The organism is Limosilactobacillus portuensis, from assembly GCF_014838735.1.
Classification (GTDB): domain Bacteria; phylum Bacillota; class Bacilli; order Lactobacillales; family Lactobacillaceae; genus Limosilactobacillus; species Limosilactobacillus portuensis.
The window spans coordinates 49,157-65,595 of sequence record NZ_JABUXQ010000003.1 but is presented as its reverse complement, the minus strand read 5'-3'; the positions used below and the strand labels follow the sequence as shown (position 1 = coordinate 65,595).

The 16,439-nt window shown below is 41.8% G+C and carries 16 protein-coding genes; all 16 read right to left on the bottom strand.

Annotation, left to right across the window (positions count from 1 at the left end; all coding sequences use genetic code 11):
- Positions 1–217: 217 nt before the first annotated feature.
- Entirely contained in the window at positions 218–1,078 is an 861-nt protein-coding gene (locus HUK49_RS01610; protein ID WP_191912406.1) for a linear amide C-N hydrolase, read from the bottom strand.
- Positions 1,079–1,258: 180 nt separating this feature from the next.
- Positions 1,259–1,939: a hypothetical protein gene (locus tag HUK49_RS01605; protein ID WP_191912405.1), complete on the bottom strand. Its 681-nt coding sequence runs from the start codon at positions 1,937–1,939 to the stop codon at positions 1,259–1,261.
- 189 nt (positions 1,940–2,128) lie between these two features.
- Positions 2,129–3,112 carry a ribose-phosphate diphosphokinase gene (locus HUK49_RS01600; RefSeq protein WP_102168279.1) on the bottom strand — a complete coding sequence of 328 codons (984 nt, stop codon included), beginning with the start codon at positions 3,110–3,112 and terminating at the stop codon, positions 2,129–2,131.
- A gap of 146 nt (positions 3,113–3,258) precedes the next feature.
- Complete coding sequence (glmU, locus tag HUK49_RS01595; protein WP_191912404.1) at positions 3,259–4,623, bottom strand: bifunctional UDP-N-acetylglucosamine diphosphorylase/glucosamine-1-phosphate N-acetyltransferase GlmU; 1,365 nt, start codon at positions 4,621–4,623, stop codon at positions 3,259–3,261.
- A gap of 9 nt (positions 4,624–4,632) precedes the next feature.
- Positions 4,633–5,466, bottom strand: a complete 834-nt coding sequence (gene purR / locus HUK49_RS01590; RefSeq protein WP_102168277.1) for a pur operon repressor — start codon at positions 5,464–5,466, stop codon at positions 4,633–4,635.
- Between the two features lie 118 nt (positions 5,467–5,584).
- Positions 5,585–6,436, bottom strand: coding sequence for a 4-(cytidine 5'-diphospho)-2-C-methyl-D-erythritol kinase (gene ispE / locus HUK49_RS01585; RefSeq protein ID WP_191912403.1), 852 nt, complete (start codon positions 6,434–6,436; stop codon positions 5,585–5,587).
- Positions 6,437–6,570: 134 nt separating this feature from the next.
- Complete coding sequence (locus tag HUK49_RS01580; RefSeq protein ID WP_178695826.1) at positions 6,571–6,822, bottom strand: Veg family protein; 252 nt, start codon at positions 6,820–6,822, stop codon at positions 6,571–6,573.
- Positions 6,823–6,909: 87 nt separating this feature from the next.
- On the bottom strand, positions 6,910–7,803 hold the full coding sequence (rsmA, locus tag HUK49_RS01575; RefSeq protein ID WP_191912402.1) for a 16S rRNA (adenine(1518)-N(6)/adenine(1519)-N(6))-dimethyltransferase RsmA: 894 nt from the start codon (positions 7,801–7,803) through the stop codon (positions 6,910–6,912).
- Positions 7,800–8,360 carry a ribonuclease M5 gene (gene rnmV, locus HUK49_RS01570; RefSeq protein WP_191912401.1) on the bottom strand — a complete coding sequence of 187 codons (561 nt, stop codon included), beginning with the start codon at positions 8,358–8,360 and terminating at the stop codon, positions 7,800–7,802. The genes rsmA and rnmV overlap by 4 nt, the downstream gene beginning before the upstream one ends.
- A complete protein-coding gene (locus tag HUK49_RS01565) occupies positions 8,347–9,165 on the bottom strand; it encodes a TatD family hydrolase (protein ID WP_191912400.1) in 819 nt (272 codons plus the stop codon). Before HUK49_RS01565 ends, rnmV begins: the two co-directional genes overlap by 14 nt.
- 12 nt (positions 9,166–9,177) lie before the next feature.
- The gene (gene metG / locus HUK49_RS01560) at positions 9,178–11,205 is read right to left on the bottom strand and encodes a methionine--tRNA ligase (RefSeq protein ID WP_191912399.1); all 2,028 of its coding nucleotides are present in this window, start codon (positions 11,203–11,205) and stop codon (positions 9,178–9,180) included.
- A gap of 77 nt (positions 11,206–11,282) precedes the next feature.
- On the bottom strand, positions 11,283–12,131 hold the full coding sequence (locus tag HUK49_RS01555) for a DUF72 domain-containing protein (RefSeq protein WP_191912398.1): 849 nt from the start codon (positions 12,129–12,131) through the stop codon (positions 11,283–11,285).
- Between the two features lie 441 nt (positions 12,132–12,572).
- On the bottom strand, positions 12,573–13,274 hold the full coding sequence (locus tag HUK49_RS01550) for an NAD-dependent protein deacylase (RefSeq protein ID WP_102168269.1): 702 nt from the start codon (positions 13,272–13,274) through the stop codon (positions 12,573–12,575).
- A 4-nt stretch (positions 13,275–13,278) separates the two neighbouring features.
- On the bottom strand, positions 13,279–14,232 hold the full coding sequence (locus HUK49_RS01545) for an IpaB/EvcA family protein (protein ID WP_191912397.1): 954 nt from the start codon (positions 14,230–14,232) through the stop codon (positions 13,279–13,281).
- Positions 14,225–15,493, bottom strand: a complete 1,269-nt coding sequence (locus HUK49_RS01540; protein ID WP_191912396.1) for a hydroxymethylglutaryl-CoA reductase, degradative — start codon at positions 15,491–15,493, stop codon at positions 14,225–14,227. The genes HUK49_RS01545 and HUK49_RS01540 overlap by 8 nt, the downstream gene beginning before the upstream one ends.
- Positions 15,486–16,436 carry a Ppx/GppA family phosphatase gene (locus HUK49_RS01535; RefSeq protein ID WP_191912395.1) on the bottom strand — a complete coding sequence of 317 codons (951 nt, stop codon included), beginning with the start codon at positions 16,434–16,436 and terminating at the stop codon, positions 15,486–15,488. The genes HUK49_RS01540 and HUK49_RS01535 overlap by 8 nt, the downstream gene beginning before the upstream one ends.
- Positions 16,437–16,439 lie beyond the last annotated feature (3 nt).

The following is a 16,439-nucleotide window of genomic DNA, read 5'->3' as shown; positions in this document are numbered from 1 at the left end:
AACCTATAGAGTCTAATCGCGGGAATCCAAATAGGCTCACCTCGTATCGTAACTGAGGGACTCGAGCCTAACGCAGCGAAGCAAGCCTATTCGGCTACGAACGATGAATGATGATTTCATCATCATTCATCGTTCTAGGTTAGTCAACCGTCCCTCCGAGAAAGTTAATTCCCAGCTTCGTAGTTATTTTCTATTCAAATCGCTGAATTTCTTTTTCTCAAGCGAGTTTTTTTATATTATCAGTTGTCACTTTACCAGTCATCTGATTGTAAAAACTATATTCCCCAGTTTGTTGATTAATAATTGCCTGATAATGAGTATAGTTGTGCGAATGTTGAGCATTTTTAGGGATTGTGACGGATTGAAGAAAGGATTTTAACCCGTCAACCGTTGATATTTTACTCCCCCAACGCGCCTGAGCTGCCAAAATAAAGCGGTCGCTTGAATTTCGACCAGTAATTTTGGCGCTCATTTTAGCTAAACCAGTCTTTGTTTGCGTTGTAAATTGAGACGCTGAATCATTGCCAAGATAGTGGTTTAATTTCTCTATCTGAACCGGATAAGCTGGAGTATTAGTATATGCACCAACCACATTTTTAAACACTACCAGCTTACCAGCTAACGGCTCAATTCCATAAGTCCCTGTCGAATCCATTAATAGCCAGTGAAATGGATATTGCACCCCATCAAACCACCGTTCCTTTACAACGCTAATGTTTTCTAAATCATCAATCACTTCTCGGACCGTAGCATGACTTGCTAAAACCCAATGGATAAAGTCCTGTGGGGTTAATGTTAGCTTCCTGGAGTCTGCTTGCTCATAACTAGCCGCTATCGGGAAAAAGAGTTCAGCACAAACCAGTCCCTGAGCATTAATTCCGTCACCAATCAGGTAATGGTTACTGACAAGACGCATCCCGCCCAAAATAGCATAACGATTATCAATTGGTTGTTCTTCACTTGCAGGACGCCAGCGATAACCAGCTGGTAAAAACGTTAATCGCCACGGTGTCCGAGGTGGAAAGTCCATGGTCCGACCAAACAGTTTTTCCTGATCTAGCGTTAATACTGTACACATCTATCTTCACCCACCTGAAATAAAAAAAGTTGTGACGTAATTCCTATTACTTATATAAAAAGCTAATAGACGATACAACAAGAGGGTCTCTAACGTTCTAGTAAAGCCGAACGCTAGAGACCCTCTTGTTGTGCCTACGAAGTTATAAATGACTTCTGCCATACTCCCATTGCCTATGTCTTATTGTAATTTAGTAACCGCACCGGTTTGACTGTTGTATTGATAAATTCCAATCATGTTGGAAACAGTATTATCACTATTATTTTGCCGAACTTCTAACTTATAAACATTCCCGTTAGCAGATGTTGGGATAATTGAATAGCCCTTTTCGCCTGTGAAGCCCATCTTATTTGCAAAGGCTTCGACAACACTATCACTCGTCTTAGCAGATGCTTGTTGATTTGCGATCCGCTGACTAGAAGAGGAACTTGTTGTGGTCTTAGCATTTTGCTTCTTGTTAATCTTAGATTGAAGCGTCGTATAAGCATCCCGCATTGCTGTGCTGGTAGACTTTAATGGTTTCAAATTGTTAGAGGCAGTTTGGTAATCACCATTATCATATGCGCGCTTAGCAGTTAAATAATTTTGTAAATCATCCTTTAAATTATTAGCTTCATTTGAACGATTATTGGTGTTATTTAAATTATCGTATGCTGCTTGAAAGTTATTATTCCGAATTGAACGGTTAGCTGAACGAACCGCCTTAGTTGAGTCATTTTCAGACGACTGAGTACTGCTATTGGCAGATGAGCTCTTCTGAGAACTAGCCGATTGACTATTACCGCATCCGGCTAACGTTAGAACAAGAGTCAGCGCAGCAGCACCTACTGAAACATTCTTGAAGAACTTATTTACTGTCATAATTACTCCTCCTTTTTCTCCACCAATAATTATACCATGCTGAATTCACTACTACTCTTCTCGACCTTGCTCTTAAGAATATCGTTAAAAATGAAGAAGCTGAGAAAAAGCAAAACGTTTTTTCTCAGCTTCTAATTATTACCGATAATTTTCAAATTTATAATTGCGGGAATCAAGCTCTCTATATAATTAAATTTCCGCACTCTTAAATACTTTCTTGAATAATGGGCTAACCGGCCGATTTTCGTTAATCCGCTTAATAGCTGCTCCAATAAGCGGGGCAACTGATACTTGCTTAATCTTATCAATTTGCTTTTCCTTTGGCAGTTGGATTGAATCAGTCACAACAACCTCTTTAATTGGCGAATTGTCTAACCGTTCGATCGCTGGACCCGAAAGTACCGCATGGGTACAGGAAGCATAAACTTCTTTTGCTCCGGCATCAATTAAGGCTTGGGCTCCCAAGGTAATGGTTCCAGCAGTATCAATCATGTCATCAATCATGATACACTTTTTACCCTTAACATCCCCGATGATGTTCATAATTTGAGCGACGTTTGCTCGTGGACGACGCTTATCAATAATCGCAATTGGTGACTTTAAGAATTCAGCTAATGCCCGTGCTCGAGTAACCCCACCATGATCTGGTGAAATTACAACAGCATCTTGAGCAACGCCCTCCTTAATAAAGTATTCAGCCAATAATGGCGCTCCCATCAAGTGATCAACTGGAATATCGAAGAACCCTTGAATTTGAGCAGCATGAAGATCTAAGGCGATTACCCGATCAACACCAGAATTTTGTAACATATTCGCTACTAACTTAGCAGTAATTGGTTCCCGACTACGTGCTTTCCGGTCTTGACGTGCGTAACCATAGTAAGGAATTACCACATTGATGGTCTTTGCACTAGCACGACGTAAAGCGTCAACCATAATCAATAGTTCCATCAAATTATCATTAACGGGTGCTGAGGTAGATTGGATAACGTAGACATTATCACCACGAACACTTTCTTCAATGTTAATTTGAATTTCACCATCACTAAAACGGTCAACGGACAACTTACCCAATTCAACGCCAACATGTTCCGCGATCTTTTCGGCAAGTGGTCGGTTTGAATTCAAAGCAAAAATCTTCAACTTAGGGTCAAAATAATGATTAGTAGTCATTGCATCCTCCACTGGATTAATTCAAAACTGGGAAACCGGAAAATTAATCTCCAGTCCCTTTAATAAAAATTATGTGTGCGACAAACATTATTATACCAACACTTTAATGATATAAATTTGCCACACAAAAAGCAAGAGCAGAAACCTTACCAAGGCAATTTCTTAGCGTAATTTTCCTTATTAACCTGACGTGCCCGGGCAATTGCCATATCATATTCTTCAACATTGTCCGTAATTGTGGAGCCCGCTGCAACAAACGCATTGGCAGCCAAATTAACTGGGGCAACCAAGTTACTGTTGCTACCAATGAAGGCATGGTCGCCAACATTAGTATGGTATTTATTCTTACCATCATAATTAACAAAAACAACACCGCAGCCAACATTGATATCCTTACCAAGAGTAGCATTCCCAATGTAAGTTAAGTGACCAACCTTCGTTCCTTCACCAATAAAGGCTTTCTTAACTTCGCAGAAATTACCAATGTGAACGTTCTTGCCAATTTCAGCAGCTGGCCGAAGATGACTATTAGGTCCAATATCACTGCCATCATGCATTTCAGCTTCTTGAAGGGTTGATGAGGTAATGGTTACCCCATCGTGGATAGTGGAATCTTCAATTCGTGAATGCGCACTAATGTAGCATTCATTACCAATTGTGGTCTTGCCCTTAATGACCACTCCACCTTCAATAACCGTATCCTGACCGATTTGAACACCGTCATCAATGTAGGTAGTTTCTGGATCCAACATTGTAACTCCAGATTCCATTAACTTAGTGTTAATCCGCTTGCGCATAATCTTATTAGCACGAGCAAGAGCAACCCGATCATTAACCCCCATTGATTCATCGAAATCTGACATCTTGTATGCAGTAACGATTTCTTGTTCATTCTTCAAGATTTCAATTACATCAGTAAGGTAGTATTCACCCTGAGCATTGTCGTTATTAATATTCTTTAGAGCAGCAAAGAGCTTCTTGTTATCAAAGCAGTAAACACCCGTATTAATTTCATGAATTGCTTGTTCTTCTGGCGTAGCATCCTTTTGTTCCACAATCCGTTCAACAATTCCCACGTCATTGCGAACAATTCGACCGTAACCTGTTGGGTCAGGTGCTACAGACGTAAGAATCGTTGCAGCAGCATGACGTTGTTCGTGGTATTCAAATAACTTCTTAAAAGTATCAGCAGTAAATAAAGGTGTATCACCACTTACAACAATGGTTTCCCCATCTTCGTTCGCTAAAAGATCCTTGGCTTGCATTACTGCGTGTCCAGTCCCCAACTGTTCATTTTGTAAGGCAAACTTAGTCCGGTTACCAACAACCTCTTCAACCTTTTCGGCACCGAAACCAACAATGGTAATAATATTTTCAATATCAGCTTTTTCAAGTTGACCGACAACATGTTCCACCATTGTCTTTCCACATACCTTATGTAAGACCTTATATAACTTTGAACGCATACGGGTTCCCTTACCGGCTGCTAAAATAATCGCATTCCGCTTCATTTTGCTACTTTACTCCTTCTCAAAAACATCTTTAATAAAGCTTCCTGGTCCAGCCTGGATTGTCTTTTTCTCATCGTCCACCGCATTGACCTTAAGCAAAGACGTACAGTTATCTACTAATCGTTTACCAGTAACTTCACCCTCAGCCAAAACAGTCATTCCGACTAAGTTAGCATCGAATTCCTTAATCAGTGACTTCATCCCGTTCAGGGTTCCGCCACCCTTCATAAAGTCATCGACAACAACCACGTTTGCTCCCGCTGAAAGGGTTCGGCGTGATAACTCCATCTTCTTAATTCGTTTTACAGAACCAGAAACATAGTTAACACTCACGGTTGGCCCTTCAGTGATATGCGAGCTATTCCGCACAATTACAAATGGCTTATTCAAGTACATAGCAGCACTTTGCGCAATCGGAATTCCCTTGGTTTCAACCGTCATAATAACATCAACATCTTGATCAACATATTGAGTGGCAATTAACCGACCAACCCGCCGCAAAATATCCGGCCGACCAATTAAGTCTGACAGGTAAACATAATCTCCAGGTAACAGCCGGGTATCATCGCTCACCGCATCAACAAGGTCAGCAATGGCTTTTTCTGCATTTTCTTTTGAATAAAATGGCGTTAATACAGCACCACCACTTGCTCCAGGAATTGTTTCTAGTCGTCCCATTCCCCAAGAATGAAAAGTGTGCCGAATAATACTAAGGTCTTCGCTAATTGAAGACTTAGCAGAATCATACCGTTCCCCAAAGAATTTGAGTGAAACGAGCGAACGGGGATGTTCCATCAAGTATCTTGTCATATCGACAAGGCGGTTACTACGTCTAACCTTCATATCTAATCCTCCAAAAGTATTAATTGCCTTTGATTTTAACATAAATGTTCGTCTTTTGCTTAATGTTCATTAAAATAACTGGACTTTTCTTCAGTATTAGAAGACGTCCAGTTACAAATTATAATAACGTAACAATATTAACGTTTCGACAAAAGCCCCGAATTCCATTCTGAACCCGTCGTGCTCGCGATTCGGTATGGCAAATTGCAAAAACCGATGGCCCGGTTCCGCTCATTTGTGCAACATCTGCCCCCAAAGCAAGCATCTTATCCTTCAATCGTTTGATTTCTGGGTAATAATGCATCGTTAGTGGTTCCAGAACGTTTCCCATATACTTAGTTGCCGTCTGCCAATCACCATCCCGTAAACTTTGAAGTAACAGTGAATTATTTAGGTGATCAATCTGCGTATAATCAATTTGCCGTAATATTTGCGGAGTTGACACGCTAATCTGCTGCTTGGCAATTACCACCCAGTAATGGGGTTGTGGTGGTAGTAACTCAATTTTTTCACCATGTTCGGTTACGTGAGCCAGCTTACCATATACACAATACGGAACATCTGAATCAATTGAAAGTGATAGCCGTGCTAATTCTTCTAACGAAAGGCCAAGTTCCCAGGCTGAATTCAAAATTCGCAATACCGCGGCAGCATCAGAAGAACCACCGCCTAGTCCCGCAGCAACTGGAATGTGTTTCTTAATATTAATTATTAATGCTTCCCGATGGTGAAATCGATTACGTAAAATATTGGCAGCCTGAAATGCAAGATTTCGTTGGTCGTTGGGAAGAAAACTGCTGTCTGTATATACTTTAATGTTTCCCGGCCGGTCAGCAATTTCAATTGAAACATAGTCAGCCAGATCAACAGAAACCATTACCATATCCCATTTTGGCATCCCATCGAGGTATCTCATCGGCGAATCTAAGCTTAGGTTAAGCTTTGCCGGTGCTTTTTCAGTGATCAGCATTCAGAACACCTCCCCGTTTAGTCAAATAGTTACTTTGATTATAGCAGAGAGAAAGCTGGGAAAGAAGTTAGGAGATCTAAAAAGCCGTGACAAAAGTCTTTAGCAACTCCTATCACGACTCTTCATCGCCTATTTTATGCTTGCGCTTCTTCATCTTCGAAATCAATCGAGATATTTTGTGTTAAGAGATCAGTATAACTGTAACTGATCCGGCTAATTTGCCCTTGTCCTTCATTAACGTGAACGACAAAGATTGCTGGATAAGTTTTACTAAGTACTCCATGATGCTTAGCAATACGCTTCCGGCCTGCTTGAGCAGTTACCAGAACTCGTTGGCCAACACGACCCTCAAGTTCTTGTTTAATCTCTAAAATACTTTTAGCCACACATCTCACCTCACAGGCTGAACTATACGCTAATTCCGTATAAAAGTCAAAATTTTATCACAAGTTCAGTAATAATTCAATCGTATTTTAAATTAATTTTTCTTGATGCAGGGCATTCAAAAGGTTGATAAACTGGGCTAAGGTCAGCTTTTCTGGCCTAAGTTGTGGTGAGATCTCGATTTTTTCCAAAACTTTTGTCATTTTTGCTTTTATATTTTCGTCTTTACCAATGATAGTTTGTAAATTATTCCAGAGACTCTTCCGCCGGTGAGCAAAGCATCCCCGAATAAAACCCATTAATTTTTGCTTATCAAAGGGCTTAGTTGTTAACGGCTGCTGACGTTGCTTAAGAACCACAATTGAAGAATCAACGTTTGGTGCTGGAATAAATGAATGACGAGAAACGTTAAAGGCAACTTCTGCATCCATCTGGTATTCGATTGCTAAGGTTAAAGCACCATACTGTTTTGTCCCTGGTTTAGCAGTAAGCCGCTGGGCAACCTCCTTTTGCATCATAACAGTAATTAATGACCACTCTACCGGACTAGCCAGCAAGTTCATCAGAATTGGGCTAGTAATGTAGTACGGTAGGTTAGCAACTACCTTGATTGGTTTGGTTGGGTCGGTAAACCGTTGCTGAATTAATTCAGGTAAATTGGCTTTTAGAATATCCTGATTAATTACCGTCACATTATCGTAGGGAGCTAAGGTCTTCTCTAAAACGGGAATCAAGTCTTGATCAATTTCAACGGCAACTACCTGGCCGGCAGCCTGCGCTAACTTTTCAGTCAACGCCCCGATTCCTGGTCCAATCTCAATCACGTTATCAGCGGTTGTAACCTCAGCAGCCTCAACAATTCGCTGAAGGATTGCCGGATCAGTCAGAAAGTTCTGGCCAAACCCCTTCTTGGCATGAAGGCCATATTCATTCAGAATTGAACGGGTTGTTTTCCGGCTACCAATTTGTGCTGATTCACTCATTTTGCTTCCTCCTGATCCAATTGATGAACGGCATCTTCAAAATCTTGTCGGCGAATTTGAAACATATTCAGCCGTTTTAAGAGTTGCTTACCATTTCCATAGCCAATCCCGAGAATCTGCCCAAGACGCTCACGCCGGTAACGAGAATTTTGCTTCCCGGTTAAGCCAGCTGCTTTTAAATCAGCGCTAGTAATCTCGGCATCCGCTACTGTTCCCTGAGTATAAAGTTTTTCTAGGGCACTCCTAATCACTTCCGGTGTTGCATGCTCAACGCCAAGACTTCCCTTAAATTCAGGAACGCCCTGATCACGACGAATAAAGGCATGCTTAACCCCTGGGATTGCGTTGCTAATCATTTTACGAATTCGTTCGCCATTAAAGTCTGGATCAGTAAACACGATTAATCCTCTTGTTTCCTGAAGCTTTTTCAACCGGTCAATATCAGCTGCCGATAATGCCGACCCGTTAGTCTCATAGGTATCGGCATTAACCGCTTTTAGGATTTGCTTGGTATCGTCCTTTCCTTCAACGACGATTACTTCTTTAATCTTCTTCATTTGGCTCTCTCTTCGTTAAAAATAGTCTTTCAGCATTATGAAAAGTTTTGTAAGCAACCAATTCCGCATCAACATTCTTTAACTTTGCAATTGCGTCAACCACAAACTTATTAAAGCCGGGCTCGTTTTCCTTTCCCCGGTACGGAATCGGTGTTAGGTAAGGAGCATCGGTTTCAACCATCAACCGATCTAACGGAACCGCTAATGCAGCTTGGTGAACCTCTTCAGCTGTTTTGAAACTAACAACCCCGCTAAAAGAGATTGCCATCCCTAATTCCATGAACTTTTCTGCCATTTCAGGCGAACCATTAAAGCTATGCATTACCCCGCCAAATTCATCAATATGAGAATCACGAAGGATTGCATAAGCATCTTCAAGAGCGTCCCGGACATGGATTGAAACCGGGAGCTTCAATTGACGGGCAATTTCTAACTGTCGGGCAAAAATTTCTTGTTGACGATCATGGGGTGATTTTTGGTCATTAAAGTAGTCCAACCCAATTTCACCAATTCCCACAACTAGAGGATCCTGCAATTGCTCAATTAGTTTTTTCTCAGTCTGATCAGTATATGAACGAATATCTTCTGGGTGCCAGCCGATAATTGCATGAAGATTATCGTATTCATGGGCCAGCTTAATCGCCCGTTCATTCAAGACGGTATTTGAACCTACAATATTCATTTGGGTGACCCCATAATGGGCAGCTCGGGCTTCAAATGCTGGAACATCATCATAAAAGGCGTCATCGTTTAGATGCGTATGCGAATCATAAACTTGACGCCAGTTTTTATGTTGTTTACTCATTGGGTAACCTGATTATTCAACGCCCATCCCAGGAACGAGTGAGTCAGGAACAGTCACAACAGTTACGTTACCATCCTTTTCCGCAGATAGAAGCATTCCTTGGCTAACTTCTCCACGCATCTTCCGTGGCTTCAAATTAGCAACAATCAGAACCTTCTTGCCAACAAGAACAGATGGATCTGGATACCATTCGGCAATTCCCGAAAGAATTTGCCGGCCATCTTCAGTCCCATCATCCATGTGGAACTTCAACAGCTTGTCTGCTCCTTCAACATGATCTGCTGAAGTAATTTGAGCAACCTTTAATTCAACCTTATCAAAAACATCAATCCGAATTTGCTTCTTACCAGTTGTTTCTTCTTCACTCATTGTTTTTTGCGCTTCTTTCTTTGCTTGTTCCATTGCTTTACGTCCCTTTTGCTTTTGGTTAGCACTCATTTGGCTCTTAATGAACTCAACTTCTTTCTTAACATCAAGTCGAGGGAAGATTGGTGTTCCCTTAGCAACCACTTGGGCAGTTTCAGGGAAATCGTTAAATTGTAAGTCAGTCAATTCAAGGTTCGTTCCTTCAAGGCCGAGCTGGGTCACAATCTCCTTTGGTGCGTGGGTCATTACTGGTTGAATTAATGCAGCGATTATCCGTAAACTCTTGGCAAGGTGAGTCATAACATCAGATAACTCAGCCTTCTTACTTTCGTCCTTAGCTAATACCCATGGCTCAGTCTCGTCAATGTACTTGTTAGCCCGAGCAACTAATTTCCAAACAGCTGATAAGGCATCGGCAAAGTGAACCCGATCCATTTCTGCTTTAAATTCAGCAATTGCATTAGCGGCAGTTTGTTCAAGATCATCATCATATTCAGTTGTGGCGTCATTTTGAGCAACTAGCTTACCATCTTGATACTTATTAATCATGGCAACGGTCCGGTTCAGTAAGTTCCCCAAATCGTTAGCTAGATCGTAATTGACCTTATCAACAAAGTCTTCTGGACTGAAGACCCCATCATTACCAAATGGCATTGCTTTTAAGAGGTAGTAACGGGTAGCATCCAGGCCGTAACGATCAACTAACGTTTCAGGATAAATGACGTTTCCCTTTGACTTAGACATCTTCCCGTCTTTCATCGTCAACCAGCCGTGGCCGATAACATGCTTGGGTAGCGGTAGTCCAAGAGCATGGAGCATGATTGGCCAATAAATCGTATGGAAACGAACGATTTCTTTTCCAACCATGTGAACATCAGCTGGCCAGTACTTCTTAAAGAGGCTGTCATCATCAGAACCATAGCCTAAAGCTGTAATATAGTTGGATAACGCATCAATCCAAACATAAACGACGTGCTTAAGATCATTAGGCACCTTAACTCCCCAGTTAAAGGAGGTCCGGGTAACAGCAAGGTCTTCAAGGCCCGGCTTTAAGAAGTTATTAACCATTTCGTTAACCCGAGTGTGCGGTTCAATAAAGTCAGGGTGTTCTTTATAATAGTTCATCAACCAGTCAGAATACTTGCTCATCTTAAAGAAGTATGATTCTTCTTCAACCAGTTGAACTTCGTGACCAGAAGGAGCCTTCCCCCCGATTACATTACCATCGTCATCACGGTAAACTTCAGCTAATTGGCTTTCAGTGAAGTATTCTTCATCATCAACTGAATACCAGCCCTTATATTTACCCTTATAAATATCGCCCTGGTCAATAAACTTTTGGAAGATTTTTTGGACAGCTTTCTCATGATAGTCATCCGTTGTCCGAATAAACTTATCATTAGTGATCTCCATTGTCTTCCAAAGCTTCTTAATTCCGGCAGCCATTTCATCCACGTATTCTTGTGGCTGTTTGCCCAGTTTTTCAGCTTTCTGTTCAATCTTTAACCCGTGTTCATCAGTTCCGGTTAAGTAGAAAACATCATAGCCCATTAAACGCTTATAACGCGCTTCAGCGTCACAAGCAACGGTCGTATATGTATTACCAATATGTAATTTACCAGATGGATAGTAAATTGGCGTTGTAATGTAATAAGTTGGTTTTTGTTCAGCCATATGAGGCCCCTCTTTCTTATTAATTCCTAATTTTTAATTAATCTTTAGTATAGCATTATCCGCAACCCACTCCAACCTCAAAAGAGATCTAGTTGTTGAGGATCCCGCGGGGCAAGGTCGCTAAATTTAACTCCCATTAACTTTTGCAATTGAAGAGCATTAGGTGCGGCATCCCCACCAGAATTGTTATTAAAGATTACGCAGAGTTCCTGCGGTTGAGGATTAACCTGACTAATCTTTTGAGCAAAACCGGCTAGCTCTTCTTGCGTATAACGATAAAGCGTCCGCGTCTTCCGCCATTCTTTTCCCGCGTTATCCCAGCCTTTTCTGTTACGGCCATGTAGCCTAATCATTGCTAGTTTAGGATTGGTCGTTGCGAGGTAAAACGGAACGGACGTAACTGTATCATGAGGTTCATCCGCGGCAACTAGGGTAAATTGCAGATCCTGGCAATATGAGACTAACGAATCAACCACTCCCGGTCGATACCACGAATTGTTACGGAGCTCAATTGCAATTGGTAAGTCACCAAGCCAGTCACGAACCAGCTTTAAATATTCAATATCCTTTACTTCCGCATCGAAGTACGGTGGAAATTGGAAAAGAATTGTTTTTAACTGCCCAGTAGCAATCAATGGCGCAATCGTTCGTCGATACTGCTGAAATAATAGTGCTAATTCACCCTTTTCCTGATTTCGCTGATGGAGAGTCATTCCCTGATGAGCCTTAATAATGAACTGAAACTCACTTGGTACTTGGGAAAGCCAGTTCTGAATCGTCGCCATTTGGGGCAACGCGTAGAAAAAAGTATCAATTTCAACCGTTGGCAGGTGTTGGGCATACTCGTTTAGCGTCACTGGCCGTTGCTCGCCATTGATTAACGCTGGGTGTTCAGTCCATGTTGTCAACCCCATTGTAATTTTCATTTATTTTCCCTCCCTTGTATTCTCAGCGATTTCTTATTTTCTCAAAAATAAATCTATACTCATTTATTCTGGCAATTAATTGCCGCCATCATCACTTTTATGCACAATTTCCACTAATTCCACGCAAAATATACAAAAATAGCCTTTTAAGAAATGAGACGTCTTCTTAGAGTTGTTCCATTCTGTGATCGTTCATGATATCTTGAAGGTGGAAACAATGAGTGTCCAAAAATGAAAGGAGCGATCAAAATGTCATTAACTACAAAGACTATTCGGAACGTATTTTCACTAAAGAAGAGTGGTAACGAAAAACGTCATCAGGGGATGCCATTTAAGGTCGCTGGCAAAGTGATCTACTTCAATTAATTACCTCGTTTCAATAAAAAGAAGCTGCTAGTTTGCGTTTAGTCTTGTTGATTTGCGCACGGCAGCTTCATTTTTTTATTTTACTTGTAATTCCTTGAAGAATTCAGTTGCATCAGTCTGGATCATTTCAAAATCACACGGTAACTGAAGGGCTTCCTGATTAATCGCTACTACCTTGGCAGTTGGGTTTCGGTATTCAAGAAGGCCAGCAAATGGGTAAACCTTCATTGAAGTTCCAACAATGACAACCAGATCTGCCTGTTGCATTGCGCGAACGGAATTAATAATGTTTTCCTGCTTAATCCCTTCATCGTAAAGAACAATATCAGGACGCAGTGCCCCGCCATCCTTTTGGTGAAGCCGACTCTTTAAATACTCGTCTACCGAAACAGTTTCATGGCATTTTTCACAGTAGACATTAAAAAGGTTCCCGTGAAAGTCGATCAAGTGTTTAGTTCCTGCTTCTTCGTACAGGTTGTCAATGTTTTGAGTGATTACCGTAGCCCGATCTTGCTGGGTTAAGGCTGCCTGTTTTTGGTGAATGATATTCGGCTTAGCATCAGGGAAATATAAATTTTCCTTGCAAAACTGATAAAAGCCTTCTGGATCACTGACAAAATAACGGTGACTTAAATAATACTCCGCATTCCGGTCCTTAGTATACAATCCATTTGCAGAACGAAAATCCGGAATCCCGGAGGCAGTTGAAACCCCTGCTCCAGTTAAAAACACAATCCGTTGAGCATTATCAAATAATTGCTGTACTGCTTGTTCCATTAAATTACTTCCTTATGATATATGGAATATGATTTTGTTCTAAGAATTTCTTTACGGGCTGATCATAAATCTGCTTAAACTCTTCTGGCGAATGCTTAGCAGTAGTAAATGAATTTTGACCAATATTCCGTCGAAGGCCAACATAGGCGGGCTTCCCGGTCTTCCGGTCCTTCATTCCAGAATTAAAAATTTCAAATACCTGACGAACTTCAAGACGTAATTGACGTTCACTTAATACTGGTGAAAGGGTCGTAAATTTATCATTATTTAATGCTGGAAGACCCCATTCTTCCATTTGCTGATCATACAAGGAATAAATTTTGACAATCGATCGCCACATGTCAAAGGCGTTCTTTATTGGCTTTTTTGTAATTTCAGCATATATCTTTTTGGCTGCTGCCAATGCCTTAGGATAATTATTCTGTAATTGTTCCTCGTATCTTGCCAAGTGGTCACCAAAGAATACTAATGCATCAAGCAAGGTCAATAACCGCAAAGCTCGTTCATCATCGTCTTCGCTTTCAGGAGTTAATGTATGTTCAACCCCCTTAAGATACTCTTCTTCTACCCGCTCATTAATGAAGCCATGCTTCCGTTGTTCCGCAACCACAACCCGGTGCATTGCAACGTTATACAGATCCGTCGACATGATCATCATTTGTTCATCAAGTTCTCGGTCACCTAAAGAAAGCTGGAAGAAAATTTGCGGAAATCCCCGAAGAAGCATTAATAGGTGCAGCAATTCGTGGGAAGCTGTATAGTTTGGTTCCGTTAAATCAGTTACTAAAATTACCAAAGCACCTGGAATCGTCTGCTGGGTAGCTTGATCATGGCGAACATAACCAGCCCGCTTGCCCTTAAATTGAACAAAGACTGACCCCTCTGGATACAGTTCATTAACCTGGTCGAGGAGGGCTTTATTTGCATCATTTAACTTGATTTCTTGTTCTTCACTCATTGGTGGACCCCTTTCGTAACGTTGTCAATAATTGTTTAGCAACTTCACGGTCAACATATGGTTGCTGCCGAAGTTCTTTTACTAGTTGTTCGATTTCTGATTGTTTTGCGCCAACGCTAATCGCCAAAGACCGGTATTGAAGTTTCATATGGCCTGCTTGAATCCCAGTAGTAGCTAATGCCCGGATCGCTGCCAGATTCTGTGCTAACCCTAAGCTAGTAATCACAGCGGCTAATTCTTGAGCAGTCCGAATTCCACTCAAATGGTAATTGAGGCTCGTCAAAGGATTCAGCCCGATTGAACCACCAACTACACCAACGGGCATTGGCAGAGTTAATTTCCCTTCAAGGTGATTATCACTAATTTGCCATGTGCTCAGGCCGCGATACTGGCCATCACGACTAGCATAAGCATGAGCGCCGCTTTCAATTGCCCGCCAATCATTTCCACTCGCAATCAACGCAGCGTCAATTCCGTTCATGATGCCCTTATTATGGGTTGCTGCCCTGTATGGATCGACCTGAGCCAAATCACTTAAATCAGCGATCCGCTTGGCAACTCCTTCGCCCCTCATCTGCTTCGTCGCTAATTCCGCGTAATCAACACTACAAGTTACGGTTTGCAAACTATCCGTGGCGTAATTACTGAGAATAGCAGTAACAACATGAACACCATTTTCACGCAAGTAATGGGCAACTGCTTCTGCCATCGTATTAACTGTATTTGCGCCCATTGCCTGACAAACGTCAATCAGCAAATCAATACTAATGAACCGTCCAACTTGACGAATACGAACTTGCTTAGCACCGCCGCCCCGCTTTTGCATTGATGGGTGAGCGGCATTTGCAATTGTAATTAATGTTGATTCCTGATTCTTTAGCCAGTTAATTTTAGCTTCTGGATCATTAGGCAACTCAACAACTACTTGGCCTACCAGCGCTCGTGAAGCTTTTTCTGCCTTAAAGCCACCAGACTTAGCTATCCGCTGCGCCCCATTATTAGCTGCCGCAATTACTGAAGGTTCCTCAATAACAAGCGGTACAGTATAATCCTTGCCATTAACTACTAGATTAGTAACTATCCCCTCTGGCAATGGGTAATCAGTAATGTAATTTTCAACCAAGTCATTTCCTAAATCACTTGTATGCTGTTCGAGTAATTCCTGTTCCGACCGGGAAAGCCGATAACGATCGGCAAGTATTTGCCGTCGTTGTTCAGGCGTTAGCCGATAAAAGCCGTGTGCCCATTGCATTTTACTCATGATGTTTCTTCCTTTGGTTAACGTACTCGGTGATAATTCCTTCACGAACACCACTTTCGGAGAAGATCACCCGGCCATCACTATTCCGTTGCAAGAGTGAAACAAGTGGCAGCATCCCGCCGATAATAATGTCTGCCCGTTCTGGTTCTAATCCTGGCATACGTTTGCGTTGGGCAAGGTTCTTACTTAAAAGTTCCCGATAAGTTGCAAAAACAACTCGTGAAGACAATTGATATCCATGAATCGACCCTGAAGAATGGCGCCGTCCATGATGATGGTAGGCCCGAGTCATTCGTGCAAGCGTTCGGTTAGCACCACCCAAGAGGACAATTGGTACCCGAGTAGCATAACGAAGCCACGGAATTTTCGTCAACCGTTCATTCATCGAAACCTGTGCCCGAAACAGGTCAGTGGCGCGAACATACCCTCCTAAGTGGAATTGTTCGGATAAGTTAACTGCACCAACAGGAAGTGAGATCAGGTCCCGTGCCCGCCGCTGCTGAACTAAAATCAACTCACAACTTGCGCCACCAACATCTAAAATTAAACAGTGGTTGAGTTTGAGTGTCCGAATGACACCCAGGTAATCGTAATATGCTTCTTTTTTCCCCGAAAGAACTTGCAAGTGAATACCAACTTCATTTTCGACCCGGTTTAAGAATTCTTGACGATTCTTTGCCTGACGAACTGCTGCCGTTGAAATTGCTCGTACCTGAATATTAGGTACCGTCGAATAAATTTTCTTGAACCTTTTTAAGGCAGCAATCGTTCGATCCATTGCATTTTTCTGAAGCACTTTCTCCCGGCCCATTCCTTCTGAAAGACGAGTATTCTCTTTGACCCGTTTGATTTCACGAAAACGACCATCAGGTGCAATTTCGGTAATTGCCATCCTTGTCGAATTGGAACCAAGATCAACAATCGCGAGGTTTTCTTCCACCATTTT